This window comes from Pseudomonadota bacterium (assembly GCA_039028155.1).
GTDB lineage: Bacteria > Pseudomonadota > Alphaproteobacteria > SP197 > SP197 > JANQGO01.
The window spans coordinates 1-18,670 of the sequence record JBCCIS010000074.1 but is presented as its reverse complement, the minus strand read 5'-3'; the positions used below and the strand labels follow the sequence as shown (position 1 = coordinate 18,670).

General features: G+C 64.8%; 16 protein-coding genes. 10 read left to right on the top strand and 6 right to left on the bottom strand.

Going from position 1 to position 18,670, the window contains the following annotated elements:
- On the bottom strand, positions 1-934 hold a 934-nt coding region (locus tag AAF563_23480; GenBank protein ID MEM7124261.1), incomplete at its 3' end, for a DMT family transporter.
- A 5-nt stretch (positions 935-939) separates the two neighbouring features.
- Entirely contained in the window at positions 940-2,304 is a 1,365-nt protein-coding gene (locus AAF563_23475; protein ID MEM7124260.1) for an amidase family protein, read from the bottom strand.
- A gap of 90 nt (positions 2,305-2,394) precedes the next feature.
- Here AAF563_23475 and AAF563_23470 point away from each other — a divergent pair, with 90 nt between their 5' ends.
- The 7 genes from AAF563_23470 (at position 2,395) to AAF563_23440 (ending at position 11,083) form a co-directional block, all read left to right on the top strand.
- Positions 2,395-3,618 (top strand): UbiH/UbiF/VisC/COQ6 family ubiquinone biosynthesis hydroxylase, encoded by a 1,224-nt coding sequence (locus tag AAF563_23470; GenBank protein ID MEM7124259.1) that lies wholly within the window; start codon positions 2,395-2,397, stop codon positions 3,616-3,618.
- Positions 3,619-4,085: 467 nt separating this feature from the next.
- Positions 4,086-4,487: a Cu(I)-responsive transcriptional regulator gene (gene cueR, locus AAF563_23465; GenBank protein MEM7124258.1), complete on the top strand. Its 402-nt coding sequence runs from the start codon at positions 4,086-4,088 to the stop codon at positions 4,485-4,487.
- Positions 4,480-6,672, top strand: coding sequence for a copper-translocating P-type ATPase (locus tag AAF563_23460; protein MEM7124257.1), 2,193 nt, complete (start codon positions 4,480-4,482; stop codon positions 6,670-6,672). The genes cueR and AAF563_23460 overlap by 8 nt, the downstream gene beginning before the upstream one ends.
- Positions 6,673-6,779: 107 nt before the next feature.
- Entirely contained in the window at positions 6,780-7,799 is a 1,020-nt protein-coding gene (locus tag AAF563_23455; GenBank protein MEM7124256.1) for a TauD/TfdA family dioxygenase, read from the top strand.
- Between the two features lie 213 nt (positions 7,800-8,012).
- A complete protein-coding gene (locus AAF563_23450) occupies positions 8,013-9,053 on the top strand; it encodes a TauD/TfdA family dioxygenase (GenBank protein MEM7124255.1) in 1,041 nt (346 codons plus the stop codon).
- Positions 9,054-9,128: 75 nt separating this feature from the next.
- The gene (locus AAF563_23445; protein MEM7124254.1) at positions 9,129-10,493 is read left to right on the top strand and encodes an NAD-dependent succinate-semialdehyde dehydrogenase; all 1,365 of its coding nucleotides are present in this window, start codon (positions 9,129-9,131) and stop codon (positions 10,491-10,493) included.
- A 65-nt stretch (positions 10,494-10,558) separates the two neighbouring features.
- Positions 10,559-11,083 (top strand): GNAT family N-acetyltransferase, encoded by a 525-nt coding sequence (locus tag AAF563_23440; GenBank protein MEM7124253.1) that lies wholly within the window; start codon positions 10,559-10,561, stop codon positions 11,081-11,083.
- Here the strand turns inward: AAF563_23440 and AAF563_23435 are convergent.
- Entirely contained in the window at positions 11,070-11,807 is a 738-nt protein-coding gene (locus AAF563_23435) for an enoyl-CoA hydratase/isomerase family protein (protein ID MEM7124252.1), read from the bottom strand. The two genes, AAF563_23440 and AAF563_23435, sit on opposite strands and share 14 nt — an antisense overlap.
- A 69-nt stretch (positions 11,808-11,876) precedes the next feature.
- Complete coding sequence (locus tag AAF563_23430) at positions 11,877-13,097, bottom strand: MFS transporter (GenBank protein ID MEM7124251.1); 1,221 nt, start codon at positions 13,095-13,097, stop codon at positions 11,877-11,879.
- 116 nt (positions 13,098-13,213) lie between these two features.
- Between AAF563_23430 and AAF563_23425 the strand changes: the two genes are divergently transcribed.
- Entirely contained in the window at positions 13,214-14,128 is a 915-nt protein-coding gene (locus AAF563_23425; protein MEM7124250.1) for a phytanoyl-CoA dioxygenase family protein, read from the top strand.
- Between the two features lie 74 nt (positions 14,129-14,202).
- Positions 14,203-15,126, top strand: a complete 924-nt coding sequence (locus AAF563_23420) for a phytanoyl-CoA dioxygenase family protein (protein MEM7124249.1) — start codon at positions 14,203-14,205, stop codon at positions 15,124-15,126.
- A 3-nt stretch (positions 15,127-15,129) separates the two neighbouring features.
- On the opposite strand, the gene AAF563_23415 is transcribed toward AAF563_23420, so the two are convergent.
- On the bottom strand, positions 15,130-16,116 hold the full coding sequence (locus tag AAF563_23415; protein MEM7124248.1) for a homocysteine S-methyltransferase family protein: 987 nt from the start codon (positions 16,114-16,116) through the stop codon (positions 15,130-15,132).
- A 259-nt stretch (positions 16,117-16,375) separates the two neighbouring features.
- On the opposite strand from AAF563_23415, the gene AAF563_23410 reads away from it, so the two are divergent.
- The gene (locus AAF563_23410) at positions 16,376-17,272 is read left to right on the top strand and encodes a phytanoyl-CoA dioxygenase family protein (GenBank protein MEM7124247.1); all 897 of its coding nucleotides are present in this window, start codon (positions 16,376-16,378) and stop codon (positions 17,270-17,272) included.
- A 12-nt stretch (positions 17,273-17,284) separates the two neighbouring features.
- On the opposite strand, the gene AAF563_23405 is transcribed toward AAF563_23410, so the two are convergent.
- Positions 17,285-18,670, bottom strand: a 1,386-nt coding sequence (locus tag AAF563_23405; protein ID MEM7124246.1) for an AbgT family transporter, incomplete at its 5' end; no start/stop codon positions are given.

Sequence of the window (18,670 nt, the reverse complement as noted above, 5' to 3'; positions counted from 1 at the left end):
CACGTGGAGCGCCAGGTCTTCGATCTCCTCGTCTTCCTGCTGGAGAACGCCGATCGTGTGGTCTCGAGGCGATGCCCAGCCAGGTAATGGCGTCGGGGAAGTCGCGCCAGATCAGATAGCCCAGAATTGTGCCGCCGATGATCTCGACATAGGCGAACGGCGCCAGCAGGGACGCCGGCGCATGCGCGTAGGCGCGGATGGTGAAACCGTTGCTGCTCGCCGACAGGATCGCGACGACGACGAGGCCGAGCCAAATCTCCGGCGTCGGTGCCTGCCAATAGAACGGCGATGTAACGATAAGCACGACGAAACCGACAATGGCGGCCCAGAACATCATGGTCCCGGTGCCGTGGTGCGGCGCCAGCATGCGCGTGATAACCGCGTAGACGGAGTAGAAGCAGACGGCGCCCAGCGGTAGCAACGCCGGCCAGCCCATGCCGTCGTCGAAGGTCGGCCGGATCATGATGAGCGCGCCGGCCAAGCCGAAACCACATGCCGACCAGCGGCGTGGGCCAACCTTTTCCTTAAGGACGAGTGCGGCGAGGGCGGTGACCATGAGGGGCCCGAGTAGGATGATGGCAATGACATCGACCAGCGGTAGGAAAGCGAGGCCCGAGAAGAAGCAGATGGCGCTGCCGAACTGGCAGCAAGATCGGACGAACTGCAAGCGCGGCCTACTTGTCCTGACCAGGTGCGCGAGGTTCGTCGTGCGTGCAAGGAACGGCACGGCGACGATCATCGCGGCGGCCTGAAACAGCGCGACCTGAAATACCGGCACCTGCTCGATGGTCAGCTTCGCGACCGCGTCGGAGCAGTTGATCAGGATAAGCGCCGTCAGCATCAACAAGATGCCGATCATGTACGGATGCCGCCCGCCGCCGGTTACGACGTCACCATGCACCGTCTCCGGCGGCGGAAGATCGGGATGGGTCATGCGGGCTAGCCGTCGGCCAGCGCCGTTTCGCAGGCTTTGCCCAGACGCAGGATGGCGGCTTCCTGGTGGGCGCGCTGCATGACCATGAGGCCCGCCGGCAAGCCGATATCGTCGCGGCCGCAAGGCAGGGTCAGCGCGCAGAGTTTCAACAGGTTACCGGGCGTCGTGTTGCGCAGGGTGTTGCGATTGGCTTTGCGATAGGCCGCCTCGTCATCGATCAGGCCGGCGATCGGCGGCGGGCTGATCGGCACGGTGGGCGCGATCATGGCGTCCCAACCGGCGAGCCGCCGGGCCATGACATCCTGCACGGCCTCCAGCTCGTTCTGCATGCGCACCAGATTGAAGCCGGCGAGCTTCGTGCCCTCGCGAAAGCGCGGCAGCATGTTGGCGTAGATCAGGTCCGGCTTGTCTTCGACCAGATCACCCCAACTGGCATAGGCCTCGACGGTCACAACGCCGCCGCCCTTGCCCATGATCTGGACCGCCTGATCGATCTCATCGACCTGCTCCCAGGCGACTGTGGCGCCGGCGCGCTCCATGGCCTCGACGCCGGTGCGCACCGCCCGCTCGATCCCCGGATCCACTTCGGCCCACATCGCATTCTTCGGCGCCAGGAACCGTTTGCCCTTGAGCGAGACGCCGGTCAGATCGGCGGCTTTGCGTCCGCTCAGAACGGACCACACGGCGTTGGCGTCGGCGACGTCACGGGTCAAGGGACCGATGGTGTCGAGGCTCGGCGACAGCGGCAGGATGCCGTCGAGCGTCAGGTCGCCGGCGGTTGTTTTGAGACCGACGACGCCGTTCAGGGATGCGGGAATACGGACCGAGCCGCCGGTGTCCGAACCGATGCCCGCCGGCGCCAGGCCGCGCGCGACGGAGACCGCGGCGCCCGACGATGACCCGCCGGGGATGCGCGCGACATTCTCGTCATGGGCATTGGGCGGCGTGCCGTGTGTCGTGTTGATGCCGAGGCCGGAAAACGCGAACTCCGTCAGGTTGGTCTTGCCCAGGCAGATCGTGCCGGCTCGCGTCGCGCGCGCCAGAAGCGTGGCGTCATGCTCGGGCACGCGGCCCTGTAAGGCACGCGCGGCGCCGCTGGTCTCGACGCCCGCCGTATCGACCAGGTCCTTCCATGACAGCGGCACGCCGTCGAGCGGTCCGTGCCGCAGGCCCGCCTTGGCGCGTGCCCGCGCCGCTTCGGCCTCGGCGCGCGCGCGTTCCGGTGTCAGGCGCAGGTAGACCAGATGATCGGGATCGTCCGCGGCGATGCGTTCGAGGAAATGATTGGTCAGCGCGACCGGATCGATGACGCCGCTTGCGATGCCCTCGCCCAGTTCCAATGCCGTCATGTCGTGCCAGGCCTCGGCCATCGGCGCCCCCCTTCCCGTACTTCCAGGCCGCCAATCTAGTCTGCCCGGGATGTGCTGGACAATGCGCGACGGCGTGACGATGTTTCCCACATGGATGTTTCGAGTCGGCAAGACGCTGAGATCGCCATTGTCGGCGGCGGCCTGAACGGTCTCACCGCGGCCGTGGCGCTGGCCGGTGCCGGCTTCGACATTGTCCTGATCGACCGCCGTGACCCCCGCGAGACCCTGGACGCCGGCTTTGACGGTCGGGTGTCGTCGATCGCCTGGAGCTCCAAGGTCATGCTGGAGACGATCGGCGTCTGGCAGGGCGTCGATGACGCGGCCGAGCCTATCCTGGAGATCCGCGTTTCCGACGGCGACGCGCCGCTTTTCCTGCACTACGACCACCGGGATGTCGGCGACCATCCTCTTGGTTTCATCGCTGAAAACCGAATCCTGCGCCAAGCGCTGATCGAGCGGCTGGCCAATCTGAACAACGTCCAAATCAGAGCGCCACACGAGGTGGCAGGATTGGATCGCGAACCCGAAACCGCCACCGTGGCGCTGGCCGATGGCAGTCGGATCAACGCGCCCTTGGTTATCGCCTGTGACGGTGCCTTCTCGCCGGTGCGCGATCTGGCGGGTATCCGCCATGTTCGGCATGCCTATGGTCAGACCGGGATCGTCACGACCGTGCTGCATGAGCGTCCCCATCGCGGCATCGCGCATGAGCGTTTTCTGCCCGCCGGACCCTTCGCCATTCTGCCGCTGCCCGGCAACCGCTCGTCGCTGGTGTGGACCGAGGCCGCCGACATCGCCGAACGTATCCTCACGCTCGATGACGACGGGTTCCTTGAGGAGCTCATGTGGCGCTTCGGCGACTTTCTGGGCGCGGTCGAGCCTGTCGGGCCGCGCTGGTCCTATCCGCTGACCCTGGTCCACGCCGAACGTTATGCCGATCACCGGCTGGCTCTGGTCGGCGATTCCGCCCATCTGATCCATCCGATCGCCGGCCAGGGCTACAATCTCGGTCTGCGCGACACCGCGGCCCTGGCCGAAGTGCTGGCCGATCGCCGCCACCTGGGACTGGAGCCCGGCCACAGCGACGGGCTGGAGCGGTACGCCCGGTGGCGCCGGGTCGACAATCTGATGTTGATCGCCGTCACCGACAGTCTTAACCGTTTGTTCTCCAACGATCTGGCGCCGATCAGGCTGGCGCGGGACGTCGGACTGGCCGTTGTTAACCAATTGCCGCCTCTCAAAAAACTCTTCATGCGTCACGCGATGGGAACCGTGGGCCATCTGCCGCGGCTGCTGCGCGGCGAAGCGCTCTGACAGGGAAGCTCTAACTGCCTGATAACAAACGCTAATGACGAATTGATCAGGCGTTACCAATCGAAATGAGCAGCCTCATAACCGATTAGGGCGCGCCTGTTCGCCAATGAGCGGCGCGGGCGGCCGGATAAATGTATCCAAAGTGTTATCGCGACACGGCCGACCCCCACGAAACCCCCGCGTCGCGATAGAGATTAAGCATCACAGACCTCCTAGATGCGTCGCGCGGCCCACCCAGCCAACCGGCTCATCGCAGATCAGGACCGGAACCCGACCTCCCCCGACCCCAAACCCCACCGGTTCTGATCTTTCTTCAGACGCCGCTCCCGACCCCAAGGGAGCGGCGTCATTTTTTTGGCCGCCGGGTTTGACCTTCCAGTAACTGGAAGCCCCATGGTAGAGGGGGACCAACAGCCGAATGCTGTTGGCGAGGATCACTTCGTTGCGGGAGCCTAACGGTGAACGGCATCACGATCGGTCAGGCGGCCGCGTCTTCGGGCCTGCCTGCCAAGACAATCCGGTTCTACGAGGAGATTGGCCTTGTCGAGCCCGCGAGACGGACTGACAGCGGTTACCGCGTCTATTCCGACGCGGACATCCATGTTCTGCGCTTCGTGGAACGGGCGCGCCGGCATGGCTTCACCGTCGAAGAATGCCGCCAGCTTCTCGCCCTCTACCGTGACGACGACCGCTCCAGCGGCGAGGTCAAGGCGCTGACCGAAAAGCGCATCGCCGACATCGACGCCAAGATCGACGAACTGAAGGCCATGCGGCGGACGCTTTCCGATCTGGCGGACCGCTGCCACGGCGACGGCCGGCCGGACTGTCCGATCCTCGACGACCTGGCGGATGGCGGCGATCATGAGTGATGCCCATGACCACGGTTGCTGCGGCCACGCCGTGCGTTCGGCCGCGGCCGCACCGGTTGTGCCGGGGGCGATCTACACCTGTCCCATGCATCCGGAGGTGCGCCAGGAAGGTCCCGGTAGCTGTCCGATCTGCGGCATGGCACTGGAGCCGGAGGCGGTTACCGCCGAACAGCCGCCCAATCCGGAGCTAATCGACTTTACCCGCCGCTTCTGGATCGGCTTGGTGCTCGGCCTGCCGGTGTTCCTGCTGGAAATGGCGTCCCATGTCGGCATCCCGGTCCATGATGTGATTGACGCACGCACGTCTCAGTGGGTGCAGGGTGTGTTGGCGACGCCGGTTGTCCTGTGGTGCGGGTTGCCGTTCTTCCAGCGCGGCTGGAAGTCGATCGTCACCTGGCGCCTCAACATGTTCACCCTGATCGCGATCGGCACCGGCGCGGCCTATGCCTACAGCGTCGTCGCGCTGATTTTCCCGGACGCCTTCCCGTCGGAGTTCCAAGCATCGGGCGGCACGGTGCCCGTCTACTTCGAAGCGGCCGCCGTCATCATCGTGCTGATCCTTTTAGGCCAAGTCCTGGAGCTTCGCGCGCGTGAGCGGACCGGCAACGCGTTGCGCAGTCTGCTCGACCTCGCGCCGCGCACCGCAAGGCGTCTGATAGATGGCGACGGCGATGAAGAGGTGCCGCTCGACCAGATCGTCGCCGGCGATCTGTTGCGCGTGCGGCCCGGCGAAAAGGTGCCGGTCGACGGCGACGTCACCGACGGTCGCAGCAATGTCGATGAGTCCATGGTGACCGGCGAGCCCGTGCCCGTCGCCAAGCAGGCCGGCGACCCCGTCATCGGCGGCACGGTCAACGGCGCGGGCGGGTTCGTCATGCGCGCCACCGGCGTCGGGTCGGACACCATGCTGGCGCAGATCGTCAACATGGTCGCACAGGCGCAACGCAGTCGCGCGCCGATCCAGGGCGCCGCCGACAAGGTCGCCGGCATCTTCGTGCCGGGCGTCGTCGCCATCGCCGTGATTGCCTTTATCGCCTGGATGATCTGGGGACCGGCGCCCAGCTTCGACTATGCCCTGGTCGCCGCCGTTTCCGTCTTGATCATCGCATGCCCCTGCGCGCTTGGCTTGGCGACGCCGGTTTCGATCATGGTCGGCACCGGGCGCGGCGCGCACATGGGTGTCTTGATTCGCGATGCCGAATCGCTGGAGCGTTTCGAAAAGGTCGACACCCTGGTGGTCGACAAGACCGGCACGGTGACCGAGGGACGCCCGCAACTGGTCTCCGTCGTCGCCGTTGGCGCCATCGACGAAACCGAACTGCTGCGCTTGGCAGCGAGCCTGGAGCGCGCCAGCGAACATCCCTTGGCCGCGTCGATCGTCGCCGGCGCTGGCGACCGCAATCTCACCTTGAGCGACGCAAAGGACTTCGAGTCGGTGACCGGGCAAGGCGTGACCGGTGAGGTCGATGGCCGGCGCGTCGCGCTCGGCAACATGAAACTGCTGGAAGGTCTCGGCATCTCATCCGATGCGCTTGTGACGCGTGCGGCGGAGGATCGCGCGCGCGGTGAAACCGTGATGCTGGTCGCGATCGATGGTCAAGCCGCGGGCTTGATCGGCGTTGCCGACCCGATCAAACAGACCAGCGCCGCCGCGTTTGAACGGTTGGCGGGCCTGGGCCTGCGCATTGTCATGCTGACCGGCGACACCGAAGCCACGGCCAAGGCCGTCGCGGCAAGGCTACCGATCGATGAGGTCATCGCCGACGTATTGCCGACCGAGAAAGGTGCGGTGATCGAGCGGCTGCGCGGCGAAGGCCGGGTCGTCGCCATGGCGGGCGACGGCGTCAACGACGCACCGGCGCTGGCCGCCGCTGATGTTGGTATCGCCATGGGCACCGGCGCCGACGTTGCCAAGGAAAGCGCTGGCATCACGTTGGTGAAGGGCAATCTGGACGGCATCGTGCGCGCGCGTCATCTGAGCCACGCGGTGATGGCGAACATCCGCCAGAATCTGTTCTTCGCGTTTATCTATAATGGCCTTGGCGTGCCGATCGCGGCCGGCCTGCTCTATCCCTTCTTCGGCGTTCTGCTCAGTCCGATGATCGCGGCCGCCGCCATGAGCCTGAGCTCGGTCTCTGTCATTTCGAACGCGTTGCGGTTGAAGGCGGTCAAGCTGGACGATTGAACGTTGGCCGCGATGCATCGGTCGCCCGCATCACGATTGGGCTTTATCTCGGGCCCAACTTGGTCTCATAGTTTCGCGGTCCGGTTGCAGCCATGCGGAGATGCGCGATGCCTGAGACGTTCGACCTGACCATCGACAACGCGGCGACATGGTGGGCAAGCGACTTCGCCTCCCTGGACGACATTGCCGTTGGCCTGACGCGGCACCAGCGCGATGCCCTCACCTGGTTTGCCCGTAGTGTGCGCGGCGCAAACAGGTCCTGGTATGACCTGACATCGGATGATGAAGCTCTTCCCGCGCTGACATCCACATTGGCGACCATACGCCACGAGGTCTACCGGGGCCGTGGCGTGGTGCTGTTGCGCGGCCTGCCGTTCGACGAACTCGACGAGGACGAGGCGGCGGTCATCGCGTGGGCGGTCGGCGCTCATTTCGGCCGGCGCGCGTCGCAAAACGCCTATGGCGATCTGCTCGGCCGTGTCGAGCTTAACCGCGAGCGCGACGACGCGTGGCGCGGGTACGGCAAGAGCACGCCGTCCGGTTTCCACACCGACCATGTCGACGGTCTGGGTCTGGCCTGCGTGCGTCCGGCGGCATCCGGCGGCGCGTCGCGCTTGCTCAGCGCCGGCGCGGTCCACAACGTGATGGCCGAGGAGCGTCCGGATCTGTTGCGCGCGCTCTATTGCGGCGCGCCGATGCATTGGTACGGCGAACCGCCGTCACCAGGCGAGACGGTCAGCGACTTCACCGTGCCCGTGTTCTCGCAGAGCCAAGGGCGGATCGTCTGCGTTTTCTTGCCAAGCTATATGCGGGCGGCCGCCGAGGAGACCGGCGGTACGCTGGATCCGGATCTCGAGGCAGCATTTTCGTTGTTCAAGGAGATCAGCGAACGGGACGGCATGGCGCTGGAAATCGACTTGGCGTCCGGCGACATGATCGTGATCGACAACAAGGCGGTGTTGCACGGTCGACGAGCTTTTGACGCGGACGCCGAAAGCGCGGCCAACCGCCTGCTCTACCGCCTGTGGTTCGAGGTCGAGCCGGCGCGCCCGGCGCATGCCGGTGTGGTTGCCTACTACGAGGGACTGAAGCGGGCCTATCGCGACCCCGTGCTTAAATCGGCCTGACCGCCGAACAAGCGGAGTGCGAAACCGCCACGACGACTCAACCTTGCCCCGCCCCGCCCCCTCGGCGCATACTTCAGGCGCGCCCCAGAGACAAATCCGCCCGATGGCGTCGCCCGGCGACGGCCTTCTGGTCGTGGGTTTTCTCTAACCCACTGATATTATTGACGATACATGGCCTGAGGCGGGTCGTGGATGGATGAAGCGGAGAACACCATGACCACCATCGACACACGTGCGATCGACCATGCTTCGGCTTGGAAGGGCGGCGATTTCGAGAGCCCGGACGATTTTGCGTTCGACCTTGAGCCGCGCCATCTGGCCGCTTTCGAGGCGGTGGTCGCGCGTGCCAAGCGCGATGGCGTCGGCCTGCAGGATCTCGCGGCCCAGCATGTCGCGATGCCCGAGATCGAGGATGACCTTCTGGCCATCCGCGACGAGTTGATGGAAGGACGCGGCCTGATTGTCGTGCGTGGTTTCCCAATCGAGACCATGAGCGAGGAGGATCTGGGTATCGTCTATTGGGCGATCGGCAGCTATTTCGGCCACGGCGTCGCGCAGAGCCCGATGGGCGACCGGCTGGGTTATGTCACCGATGTGTCGGAGCCGGGCAAGCGCGAGCGTGGTTATCGCAGCGCCAAGGAGCTTCGTCTGCACACCGATAACGACGACATTGTCGGGCTGATGTGCATCCGCCAGGCCAAGAGCGGCGGCATGAGCCGGTTGAGCAGCTCGGTCGCGATCCATAACGAGATCGCCGCCACCAGGCCTGACCTGCTGGAACCGCTCTATGAGGGATTCCATTATCACTGGTTCGGCGAGCAGCCGCCCGGCCAGGGTGTCGTCACGGACTACAAGGTCCCAGTCTTCTGCCGTGAGGACGGCAAGCTCTCGGCGTGTTTCCTGCGCGAGTTCATTGAGATGGGCGCCGAAGAGCTGGGCCAGCCGCTAAGCGACAAGCAGGTCGAGGCGCTCGACTGTTTCGAGGCCGTCGCGAACCGCGACGACGTTGTCCTGACCTTTCAGCTGGAGCCCGGCTGGACCTCGTTCATCAATAACTACACCGTCCTGCATTCGCGGACCGGTTTCGAGGATTGGCCGGAGCTGGATCGCCGCCGGCTATTGTTCCGTCTGTGGCTGAAGGCCGACCCGCCGCGGCCGGTGCATCAGAACCTTCGCCGCTACTATGGCGTGGACGGCATGCATGTTGACGGGCGCGAGCACACGTACTTCGAAGCCGATCGCGCCAGCGCCTGATCTCGCTCGTCGGGTTCGCGGCATTCCCCCTCGCCGCGCGTTTCACTTCTGTCTATCCGCCAGCGAGGTTAGGTCATGGCGATCAAGAGTATCAATCCGACGACCGGTGAAACGATCCAGAGTTTCAAGGAACTGACGCTCGGAGAACTCGACGCCAAGCTAGGCCGCGCGGTCGAGGCACAGGCGGCCTGGCGCCAGACCGATTTCGGCGTGCGCAGCAAGCTCATGCACGATGTTGCCGCCGCGCTTGAGGCACGGCGTGACGAATGGGCGGTGTTGATGACGGCGGAGATGGGCAAGACGCTCGTCTCGGCCAAGGCAGAGGTCGACAAGTGCGCGTGGGTCTGCCGCTACTACGCGGAGAACGCCAGCGCCTTTTTGGCCGATCAGGTGATCGCGTCCGATGCCAGCCGCAGCTACGTGCGCTTTCTGCCGCTCGGCGTCGTGCTCGCGGTCATGCCGTGGAACTTCCCGTTCTGGCAGCTCTTCCGGTTCGCCGCGCCGGCGATCATGGCCGGCAATGCCGGCGTCCTGAAGCATGCGTCCAACGTGCCGCAATCCGCTCTTGCCATCGAGGAGGTCTTTGCCGCCGCCAAGGCGCCGGAGGGACTGTTTCAGACTCTGCTGATCGGCTCGTCCAAGGTCGCGAAGGTGATCGACGACGATAGGATCGCCGCAGCGACGCTGACCGGCAGCACAGAAGCGGGCGTTGCCGTCGCCGGGCGCGCCGGCGCCAACATCAAGAAGACCGTACTGGAACTGGGCGGCAGCGATCCCTTCATCGTCATGCCGTCGGCCAGGTTGGACGATGCGGTGGCGACGGCGGTCAAGGCGCGCACCATCAACAACGGCCAGTCGTGCATCGCCGCCAAACGGTTCATCGTGCACAAGGACGTCTACACCGCGTTCAAGAAGAAGTTCGTCAAGGCGATGCAGGCGCTCACCGTCGGCGATCCGATGGACGCGGCGACCGATATCGGCCCGCTCGCCACCCAGCAGGGCCTGGACGATGTCGACAGCCAGGTGAAGGCCTCGGTCAAGGCAGGTGCCAAGGCCTTGTGCGGCGGCGCACCGATCAAAGGCGACGGCTTCTTCTATCCGCCGACCGTGCTGGCCGACATTCCAGAGGACGCGCCGGCCTTCGATCAGGAAGTCTTCGGCCCGGTCGCGCTGTTGCACAAGGTGAAGGACATCGACGCGGCGATCGCGCTCGCCAACGCCAGCGAGTTCGGCCTGGCGTCCAGCGTCTGGACCAACGACGCGGGCGAACAGCGCCGCTTCATCGACGAGCTCGAAGCCGGCTCCACCTTCGTTAACGCCATGGTCGCCTCCGACCCGCGCCTGCCCTTCGGCGGCGTCAAGAAGTCCGGTTACGGCCGCGAGCTCAGCCCCTACGGCATCCGGGAGTTCGTCAACGTGAAGACGATCTATATCTCGTAGACCCGTTGTCGCCGGGGGTCGCGGGGGTTAGGTTCCCGGCCCGCTCCACCGACGTCCATATCGCCATGCCCTACTTGCCGGAGCTGCGAACCGAGCGGCTTTCTCTGCGGCCGTTGATCCGTGACGACATTGACACCCTGGTCGGGATGTATGGCGATCCCGAGGTGATGCGCCATATCCGCGACGGCAGTGTCTCGGATGAGGTGAGCCGGCGGGCATCGCTGGAAGAAAGCATGTCAAAGCAACACCCGCCCGGGCTGGGTGTTTGGGGCGCGGTGACCCGCGACCGCAGGGACGATTTGTTGGGTTGGGTTTGCCTCGTGCCGTTGCCCGATACCGATCTGATCGAGATCGGATGGCGCTTCCGCCGCGACGCCTGGGGCCGGGGCTACGCGACCGAAGCGGCGAGGGAACTGCTGCGTTACGGGTTCGAGACGCTGGGGCTCGGCGAGATCGTCGCGGTGCTGAAGCCAGGTAACGAACGCTCGGTGCGCGTCGTCGAAAAACTGGGCATGAAGGCCGAAGGTATGCGGCGTGCCTACAACGAGGACCTGGCGTACTTTCGGTTGATGCGGGCTAGCTGTTCTTGAAGTCCGGCTTGCGTTTGTCGTTGAACGCGGCAAGGCCTTCCTTCAGATCCTCGCTGGCGAACGTGCGCTCGGTCATGTGGCGGGCATAGCCGGCCAGTTCGGTCGGGCCTTTGGGCAGGGTTCGCCCGGCGAACGCCTTCAAGGTCTCCATCACCATCGGCGCGTTGGCGGCAAGGCGCGTCGCGTAATCCATCGCCGCGTCCATCAACTGATCGCCCGGCACGACGCGGTTGACGAAACCGACGTCATAGGCGCGCTGTGCCGTCATCTTTTCGCCGACCAGCAGGAACTCCATGGCGATCTTGTGCGGGATGCGCGCGACCATGGAGGTGATGAGCCCGCCGGTGAAACCGATCTTGGCTTCGGGATAGCTGAACCACGCGTCCTCGGCCGCGACGGCGAGATCGGCGAACTGCACCAGCACCACGCCGCCGCCGACCGCCAGCCCGTTGACCGCGGCGATGATCGGCTTGTTGACCTCGATGCCGACGCCCGGCGTATAGGGCCAGATCTCACCGCCGTCTTTCAGATCCGCCCCGGCGGTAAAGGCGCGGCCCCTGCCGGTCAGGACGGCAACCCGGTCGTCACTCGCGTTGAAGCGGTGCCAGGCATCCGTCATCAGCCGGCAGACCTCGTCGTTCAGCGCGTTCAGTTTGTCGGGTCGGTTCAACGTGATGACGGCGACCTTGTCGATGGACTCATAGAGGACGGGTTCGTCCGACATCACGATGCTCCCTTGAATTGAACGCGCGATGATAGGCCGCCGCAGCATCGCCTGCGACCCCCAGCATCCCTACGATCGTCGTTCGTAAAGTTTCAGCAGCCCCGCACCGGTGACGGCAATAACCGCCAGGACGATCATCGGCAGCGGAATGAACACGGCGGCCAGGAAGCCGACGACCAGACCGGACAGCGATTCCGAGCCGACCTGTAGCGACTGGTTGTTGCCCAGCACCTGGCCTTGCTCGTCCTCGCCGACGGCAAACGACAGCACCGACGTACAGGCCGGTAAACAGATGGCCAGAAACAGGCCGGCGAAGAACAAGGGGAACCACAGCCCACTCTGGGACGACGGCACAAGCACCGCGATCATCGAAACCGCAAGCAGGATCGCCGACCAGAACACCATCCGCTTGATGCTGAAACGCCGCATCAGCCAGGCGATGGCGAACAGATTGATCGCCATGACCGGAACCGAGACCCAGGCAATGAACATCGCCAACTGGGTGACGTCCAGGTCGAATGCGTCGACCAGGTAGAGGGGATAGCTGCGGAAGAACCCGAAGATCGCCAGATAGATGCACAGGTTGATCAGGTAGAGCATGCGCAGCCGCCTGTCCGTCACGACATTGAACAGATTCGTGAAGGCGTCGAACAGGCGGATGCGGTCGGCCGGTTGCGCGGTTCTTGTCTCGCCAAGGCGGAAGATGGCCCACACCATCGTCACGGTAAGCAACCCGCAGACAACCCAGAAGGGTGTCGCGTTGCTGAACCAGGAGACCAGGCTGGCGTCGGCCAGATTGCCGCCGAACAGCGGTCCGACGACGAAGGCGAAGCTGATGGTGAAGTAGACGTAGCCAAAGTACCGGCCGCGTTCTTCCGCTGCCGTGACATCGGCGATCGCGCTCTGGCTGATCGTGACATTGCCTTCGCACAGCCCGCCCAACAGGCAGGCGACCATCAACAGTGCGAGATTGTGGGTTTCTAGCGCCATCGCCAGCATGACGTAGACGGCCGCCGCCAGAACGAGCGACGTCAGCAGAACGGGCCGGCGCCCATAGCGGTCGGAGAGAGAGCCCAGGATCGGGGCGCTGACGAACTGACCGAAGGGATAAAGCGACAGCAGAATGCCCAGGATGATCGTGCGCGTTCCCGTCGACGTGCCCTTGGCGATCATGCCGCCCTCGGCCTGCATGATCAGCGGCGTAAAAACCGTCACCGTCAGGCTGTAGCCCAAGAAACCGATGAAGACGACGACATAGAGCGGCAGAAGCCGCGCGAGCGTGGCGCTCATTCAATCAACCCGGCAAGACCAACTAGCCGCGAGGTTCGGCGTTGCTGGGTGAGGATGATAGTCTGCGCCGCCAATGACCGCGAGCCCGCATCGCCGCGCCACAGTGGAGAACTGGAATGGCCGATCTCGCCCGTCTCGATGCCCGAAACGCCACGCGCACCGACATCGCCCACGCGCTCGATGACGCCGGCTACGTCATCATCGAGAACATGACGACGCGCGATGACCTTGCCAGCCTGCGCGGGGAGCTCGTACCCCACATCGCGGCGACCCGTACGGGCGAGACGGACTTTCTGGGCGGGCATACCAAACGCTTCAACAACCTCTTCATGCGCGCGCCCACGACCCGGCAGATGGTGCTGCATCCTCTGCTTCTGGCGGCCGCCGACCACCTGCTGCTGCCGTGGTGCGCGCGCTATCATGTAACCTATACAGGCGTCATGCATCTAATGCCGGGCGAGAGTGCGCAGGCGCTTCACCGCGATGCCTTCTTTTATCCGTTCCGCAATCCGGGTCCGGTGACGCAGCAGGGATCGCTCTGGGCGGTGACGGACTTCACTGCTGAAAACGGCGCGACTCGGGTCGTGCCGGGCAGCCATCTGTGGGAGGAAGAGCGACAGCCGGAACCTGGCGAGATCATTGCAGCGGAGATGCCGGCGGGTTCGGCACTTATATATGCACACAACATCATTCATGGTGGCGGCGCCAACCGGACGCAGCAGCCGCGCACGGCGGTCGCGCTTAACTTCTCGCTCGGCTGGCTGCGCCAGCAGGAAAACCAGTTCCTGACCCTGCCGCCGGAAAAGGCGAAGGAGCTGCCCGAGCAACTCCAGCGTCTGATCGGTTACGACTTTGGCGCGCCGTTCATGGGCACGGTCAACGGCCAGAACCCGCATGCCCTTCTGGAGGAGCCAGGCGGCGAACCGGGTCCGCGCAACGATCCCGAGCTCGACCGCGCCTATCGCGAACGCATCAACTGGCTGAAAGCCGAGGCGGTGCCACCGCCGCCGGGCGTTCTGCCGACGGAGTAACGCGTCGCCACGCCAATGCGGCTGGCCCACCGTACGGCGCCGTCCTAGACTTCCAGCTCGCAAGGAGGTGGCCCATGGCAGAGCTCAACCGTTTTGATGCAGCCGCAACATCGGTCAAGGAGGTCGCGCAAGCCATCGCGGAAGACGGCTACGCGATCATCACGGGCGCATTGGACGCCGCCGGTGTGACGGCTTTCAAGGGCGAACTCGATCCCTTGATCAAGGCGACACCCTGCGGTCACGAGGACTTCATGGGCAAACACACCAAACGTTTCGGCTGCCTCTTGGCGCGCTGCCCGAAGTCACACGACATGGCGCTCGACCCGATGGTTCTGGGTGTCGTCGAAGCGGTGCTGGGTCCTTACTGCGCGAATGTTCAGATCAACTATACCGGCGTCATGCATTTGGAGCCGGGCGAGAAGGCCCAGGTGCTGCATCGCGATGCCGGTCTCTATCCGTTTCAGAACCCGGCGCCGCCGACGATCTGCGCGACCATGTGGGCGGTCAGCGACTTCACGCGGGAGAACGGCGCGACCTGCCTGGTGCCGGGCAGTCATCTGTGGGATGACGCGCGCGATCCTACGCCCGACGAAATTGTCATGGCCGAGATGCCGGCCGGCTCGGTGCTGATCTATAACGGCAGCACCATCCATGCTGGCGGCGCGAACCGTTCGAACGGCGCGCGCACCGGCGCCGCCATTCAGTTCTCGCTGGGCTGGCTGCGCCAGGAAGAAAACCAATATATGGCGATGCCGATCGAGCAGGCGCGCACATTGCCCAAGCGGCTTCAAGAACTGATGGGTTACGACCTCGGCACGGTCAACCTGGGCTTTGTCGACCACAAGCACCCCAACGATATTCTGAACGGCACCGCCGGCGACGGTGCGGGCAATCTTGGGCCCCAGGGGCTGATGGATAAGGACAACGCCATCCTGCGCATGAAGGTCAGCGACTACCGTGCCGTCGGCCGCCGGCGCTTTGCGGTGGAGGCCGAATAGGCGTCAGGCCGCGCGGCGCGGTCCGACGGCGGGCGGCAAGCGATCGACCATGGCGCGGATGTGTTCGATGGTCGTGCCGCAGCAGCCGCCGATGATCTGGACTCCGTTCTCGACCCAACCGCGGCAGGCCTCGGCAAAGCCTTCCTCCGACACGGTAACATCACGACGGTCATCCGCGGCTTCGTAGATGAGCGTTTCCGGATAGGCCATCAGGGGACCATCCCAACGCTCGGCGAGGACGTCGAGGCCAGGCTGCGTGGATTCGATGACACTGTGCATGATGCCGTAGACATCGCCACCGATTGCCTTCAACGCATCGATGATCTCGGTCAGCGGCAGCGGTGCGGCGCGCTCCATGCCTTCGATCATCTTGGCCCGTTCTTCCGTGTTCACATCCCAGCCGACAACGGCGCCGTCGGCGCGCACCGAACAACTGAGGCCGACCCAGACCGGCAGGCCGGTTGCGACCGCCGCCTCCATGAGGGGACCGGCCCGCTCGATATCCATCATCATTTCCAGCAGCAGTAGGTCGGCGCCGGCGTCTGCCAAGGCGCCGGCCATCTCGTGGTAGTTCGCCGCCGCCTGATCGGCCGTCGGCAGATAACGCGGATCGGGTGTCAGCTTGCCCTCCTGCCAGGCCACCATGGTGGACAGGCTGCCGGCCACGGCAACGGGCCGGTCGGCGGCGACGTTGACGCGCGCCTCGCGCGCCAGCTCGACGGCACGCCGGTTGATGGCGACGGTCTCGTCGCCCAGGCCCGCGGCATCCAGCACATGACGGCAGGTCGCGAAGGTGTTGGCGGTGATGACGTCGGCGCCGGCCAGCAGATACTCCTCATGCACCTTCCGGACGATGTCGGGATGGGTTTTGTTGGCGACGGCGCACCAGGCCGCGCCGCTCATCTCGCCGCCCAGACGCGCGATCTCCGTGCCCGTCGCGCCATCCAGCACGACGATGTCGCCGGATGCGATCTTGTCGTCAAGTATCATGGCAGCCCCCTTCATCGTCAGTCGTTATGGTAGGGCCGCCCGAAACGGCACGAAAGCTGTACCGTGGTGTTCCCTGCTCAACTTGGCCTAGGGCGGATCGCGATTGATCAGAGCCACCCGGCGGCTCTGTTCAATCGCATGAATCCGCCCTAGATCAAATAGTTAGAGCAGATTCACGCACTTTATCTGGATCACAAGCGATTCAGATAAAGTGCGATCTGCTCTAGGATGCGGTCGGAACCGTGGTGGAGATGGTCGCATGGCGTTGAAACGGGTCACGGCGGATACGTCGATCGACAGCATGGAAGAGATCGTCCGACAAGATGGCTGCGTGGTCGTCGACGATCTGGCGCCCGAGCTGGTCGCCCGCGCCGCGTCCGAGTTGGACCAATGGGTCGAAGCGACACCCTACGGCCCCGGCAACTTCGCCGGGCCCCACGCCAAGAATGTCGAGAGCCTGGTCGGCAAGTCCGATGCCGCCCACGGCCTGATGATCCACGACACCGTATTGGCGATGTGCGACCGGATCTTGCTGCCCAACTGCGTGCGCTATCAGCTCAACTATACCGGCATCATGCACCTGGAGCCCGGCAACGCGGCGCAGGAGCTTCACCGTGACGGCGGGATCTATCCGTTCCGCCAGCCCCACCCGCCGACCATCCTGGCGGCCATGTGGGCAGGTAGCGATTTCACGGCGGATAACGGCGGGACGCGGCTGGCACCGGGCAGCCACCTGTGGGAGCACGGGCGCAAGGCGCGCGACGAGGAAGTTGTTTCTGCGGTGATGCCGGCCGGATCGGTGCTGATCTATATCGGCGGCGTGATCCATGCCGGTGGCGCCAACACAGGTAACACCAAACGCACGGGCATCTCGGTGCAATACAGCCTGGGCTGGCTGCGCCAGGAGGAGAACCTGCATCTGGCGGTGCCGCCGGATCTCGCGCGGACCCTGCCCGACCGGTTGGCGCGGCTGGTTGGCTACGACTTCGGCGGGCCGTTCTTGGGCTTCGTGCATGGTGACGACCCGCACCGGCTGGTCGAGGATACCGCGCTTGACGGGCGCTGCCACACACGTCCGGATCTGGATGACGCATCGGAACGGCTACGGCGGTTTTCGTGGGGTGATGTCAAGCCGATGCCAACGCCCAAGCACTGACGCCCGAGACCGTCAGTTCAGCACGTAGTCGACGATCGCGCCCGGGCCTAGCGGCAGATCGAAGCTGGTCCAGGCGACGATCAGAATGACACCGGTCACCATCAGCCAGACCGAATAGGGCACCATGGCCGCCATCAGGCTGCCCAGGCCGAAGTCCTTGTCCCAGCGTTGGCAGAAAATCAGGATCAGCGGGAAGTAGACCATCAACGGTGTGATGATGTTGGTGGCTGAGTCGCCGACCCGGTAGGCCGCGGTCGCGGTTTCCGGGCTGATGCCCAAGAGCATCAGCATGGGCACCAGGATCGGCGCCAGCAGCGCCCACTTGGCCGATGCCGAACCAACAAACAGGTTGATGACGCCGGTCAGGATAACTAGACCACCAAGCAGGACCGGTCCCGGCAGATCGGTCCAGCGTAGGAACTCCGCGCCGTCGATGGCCAGAATAAGCCCCAGATTGGACCAGCCGAACATGGCGACGAAGTGGGCGGCGGCAAAGGCGAGCACGAGGTAGTAGCCGAGGTCGGCCATGGACTCGCCCATCATCTTAACGAGGTCGCGATGGGTTTTGATGGACCCGGTGACGGCGCCATAGACCCAACCGCTGGCAAGAAAAAGCACCATGCACCCTGCGACCAATGACTGATAGAGCGGGTTAAGGCGGGCCTCCGGCAGCGCGTTGTCATCGATCAGCGGCGTGCCCGGTCCGATCGTCAAGAGGACCCACAGCGCGACGACGACCAGAACGGCAAAGCCCGCCCACAAAAGACCCCTGCGTTCGGTTGGCGTCACCGGCCCTTCGACCGCTTCGTCGGAACCGGCCACCGCGCCGCCTGTCCAGGCGCCCAGGCGCGGCTCCAGCAGCCGGTCGGTGACGATCCAGATCACGGGCAGGAAAACGAAGAACAATGCGATGATCAGATACCAGTTGCCGGCGATGTTGGCCTGCCAGGCGGGATCCAGGATTTCGGCGCTGGCTTCGGTGATGCCAAACAGTAGGGCGTCGAACTGGCCGGGGAAGAGGTTGGCGGTAAAGCCACCGGAAACGCCGGCGAAGGTCGCCGCGATGCCGGCGATGGGGTGACGCCCGGCGGCGGCGAACAGAACGCCGGCCAGCGGGATCATGACGACATAGGCGGCATCCAACGCCAGATTGCCGAGCATGCCGGCGGCGACGACGACCGGCGTCAAGAAGAGCTTCGGCGCGTTTCTGACACCGGCGCGCATGGCGGTGCCTAAGAGCCCTGTACGTTCCGCCACGCCCGCGCCCAGCATGACGACAAGCACGTAGCCCAGCGGATGGAAGTGGGTGAAGGTCGCCGGCATGTCGGTCAGGAGCCGGCGCAGGTTGTCGGGCGACAACAGGCTGGTCGCGTCAACCGGCTGGTCGGTGATCGGGTG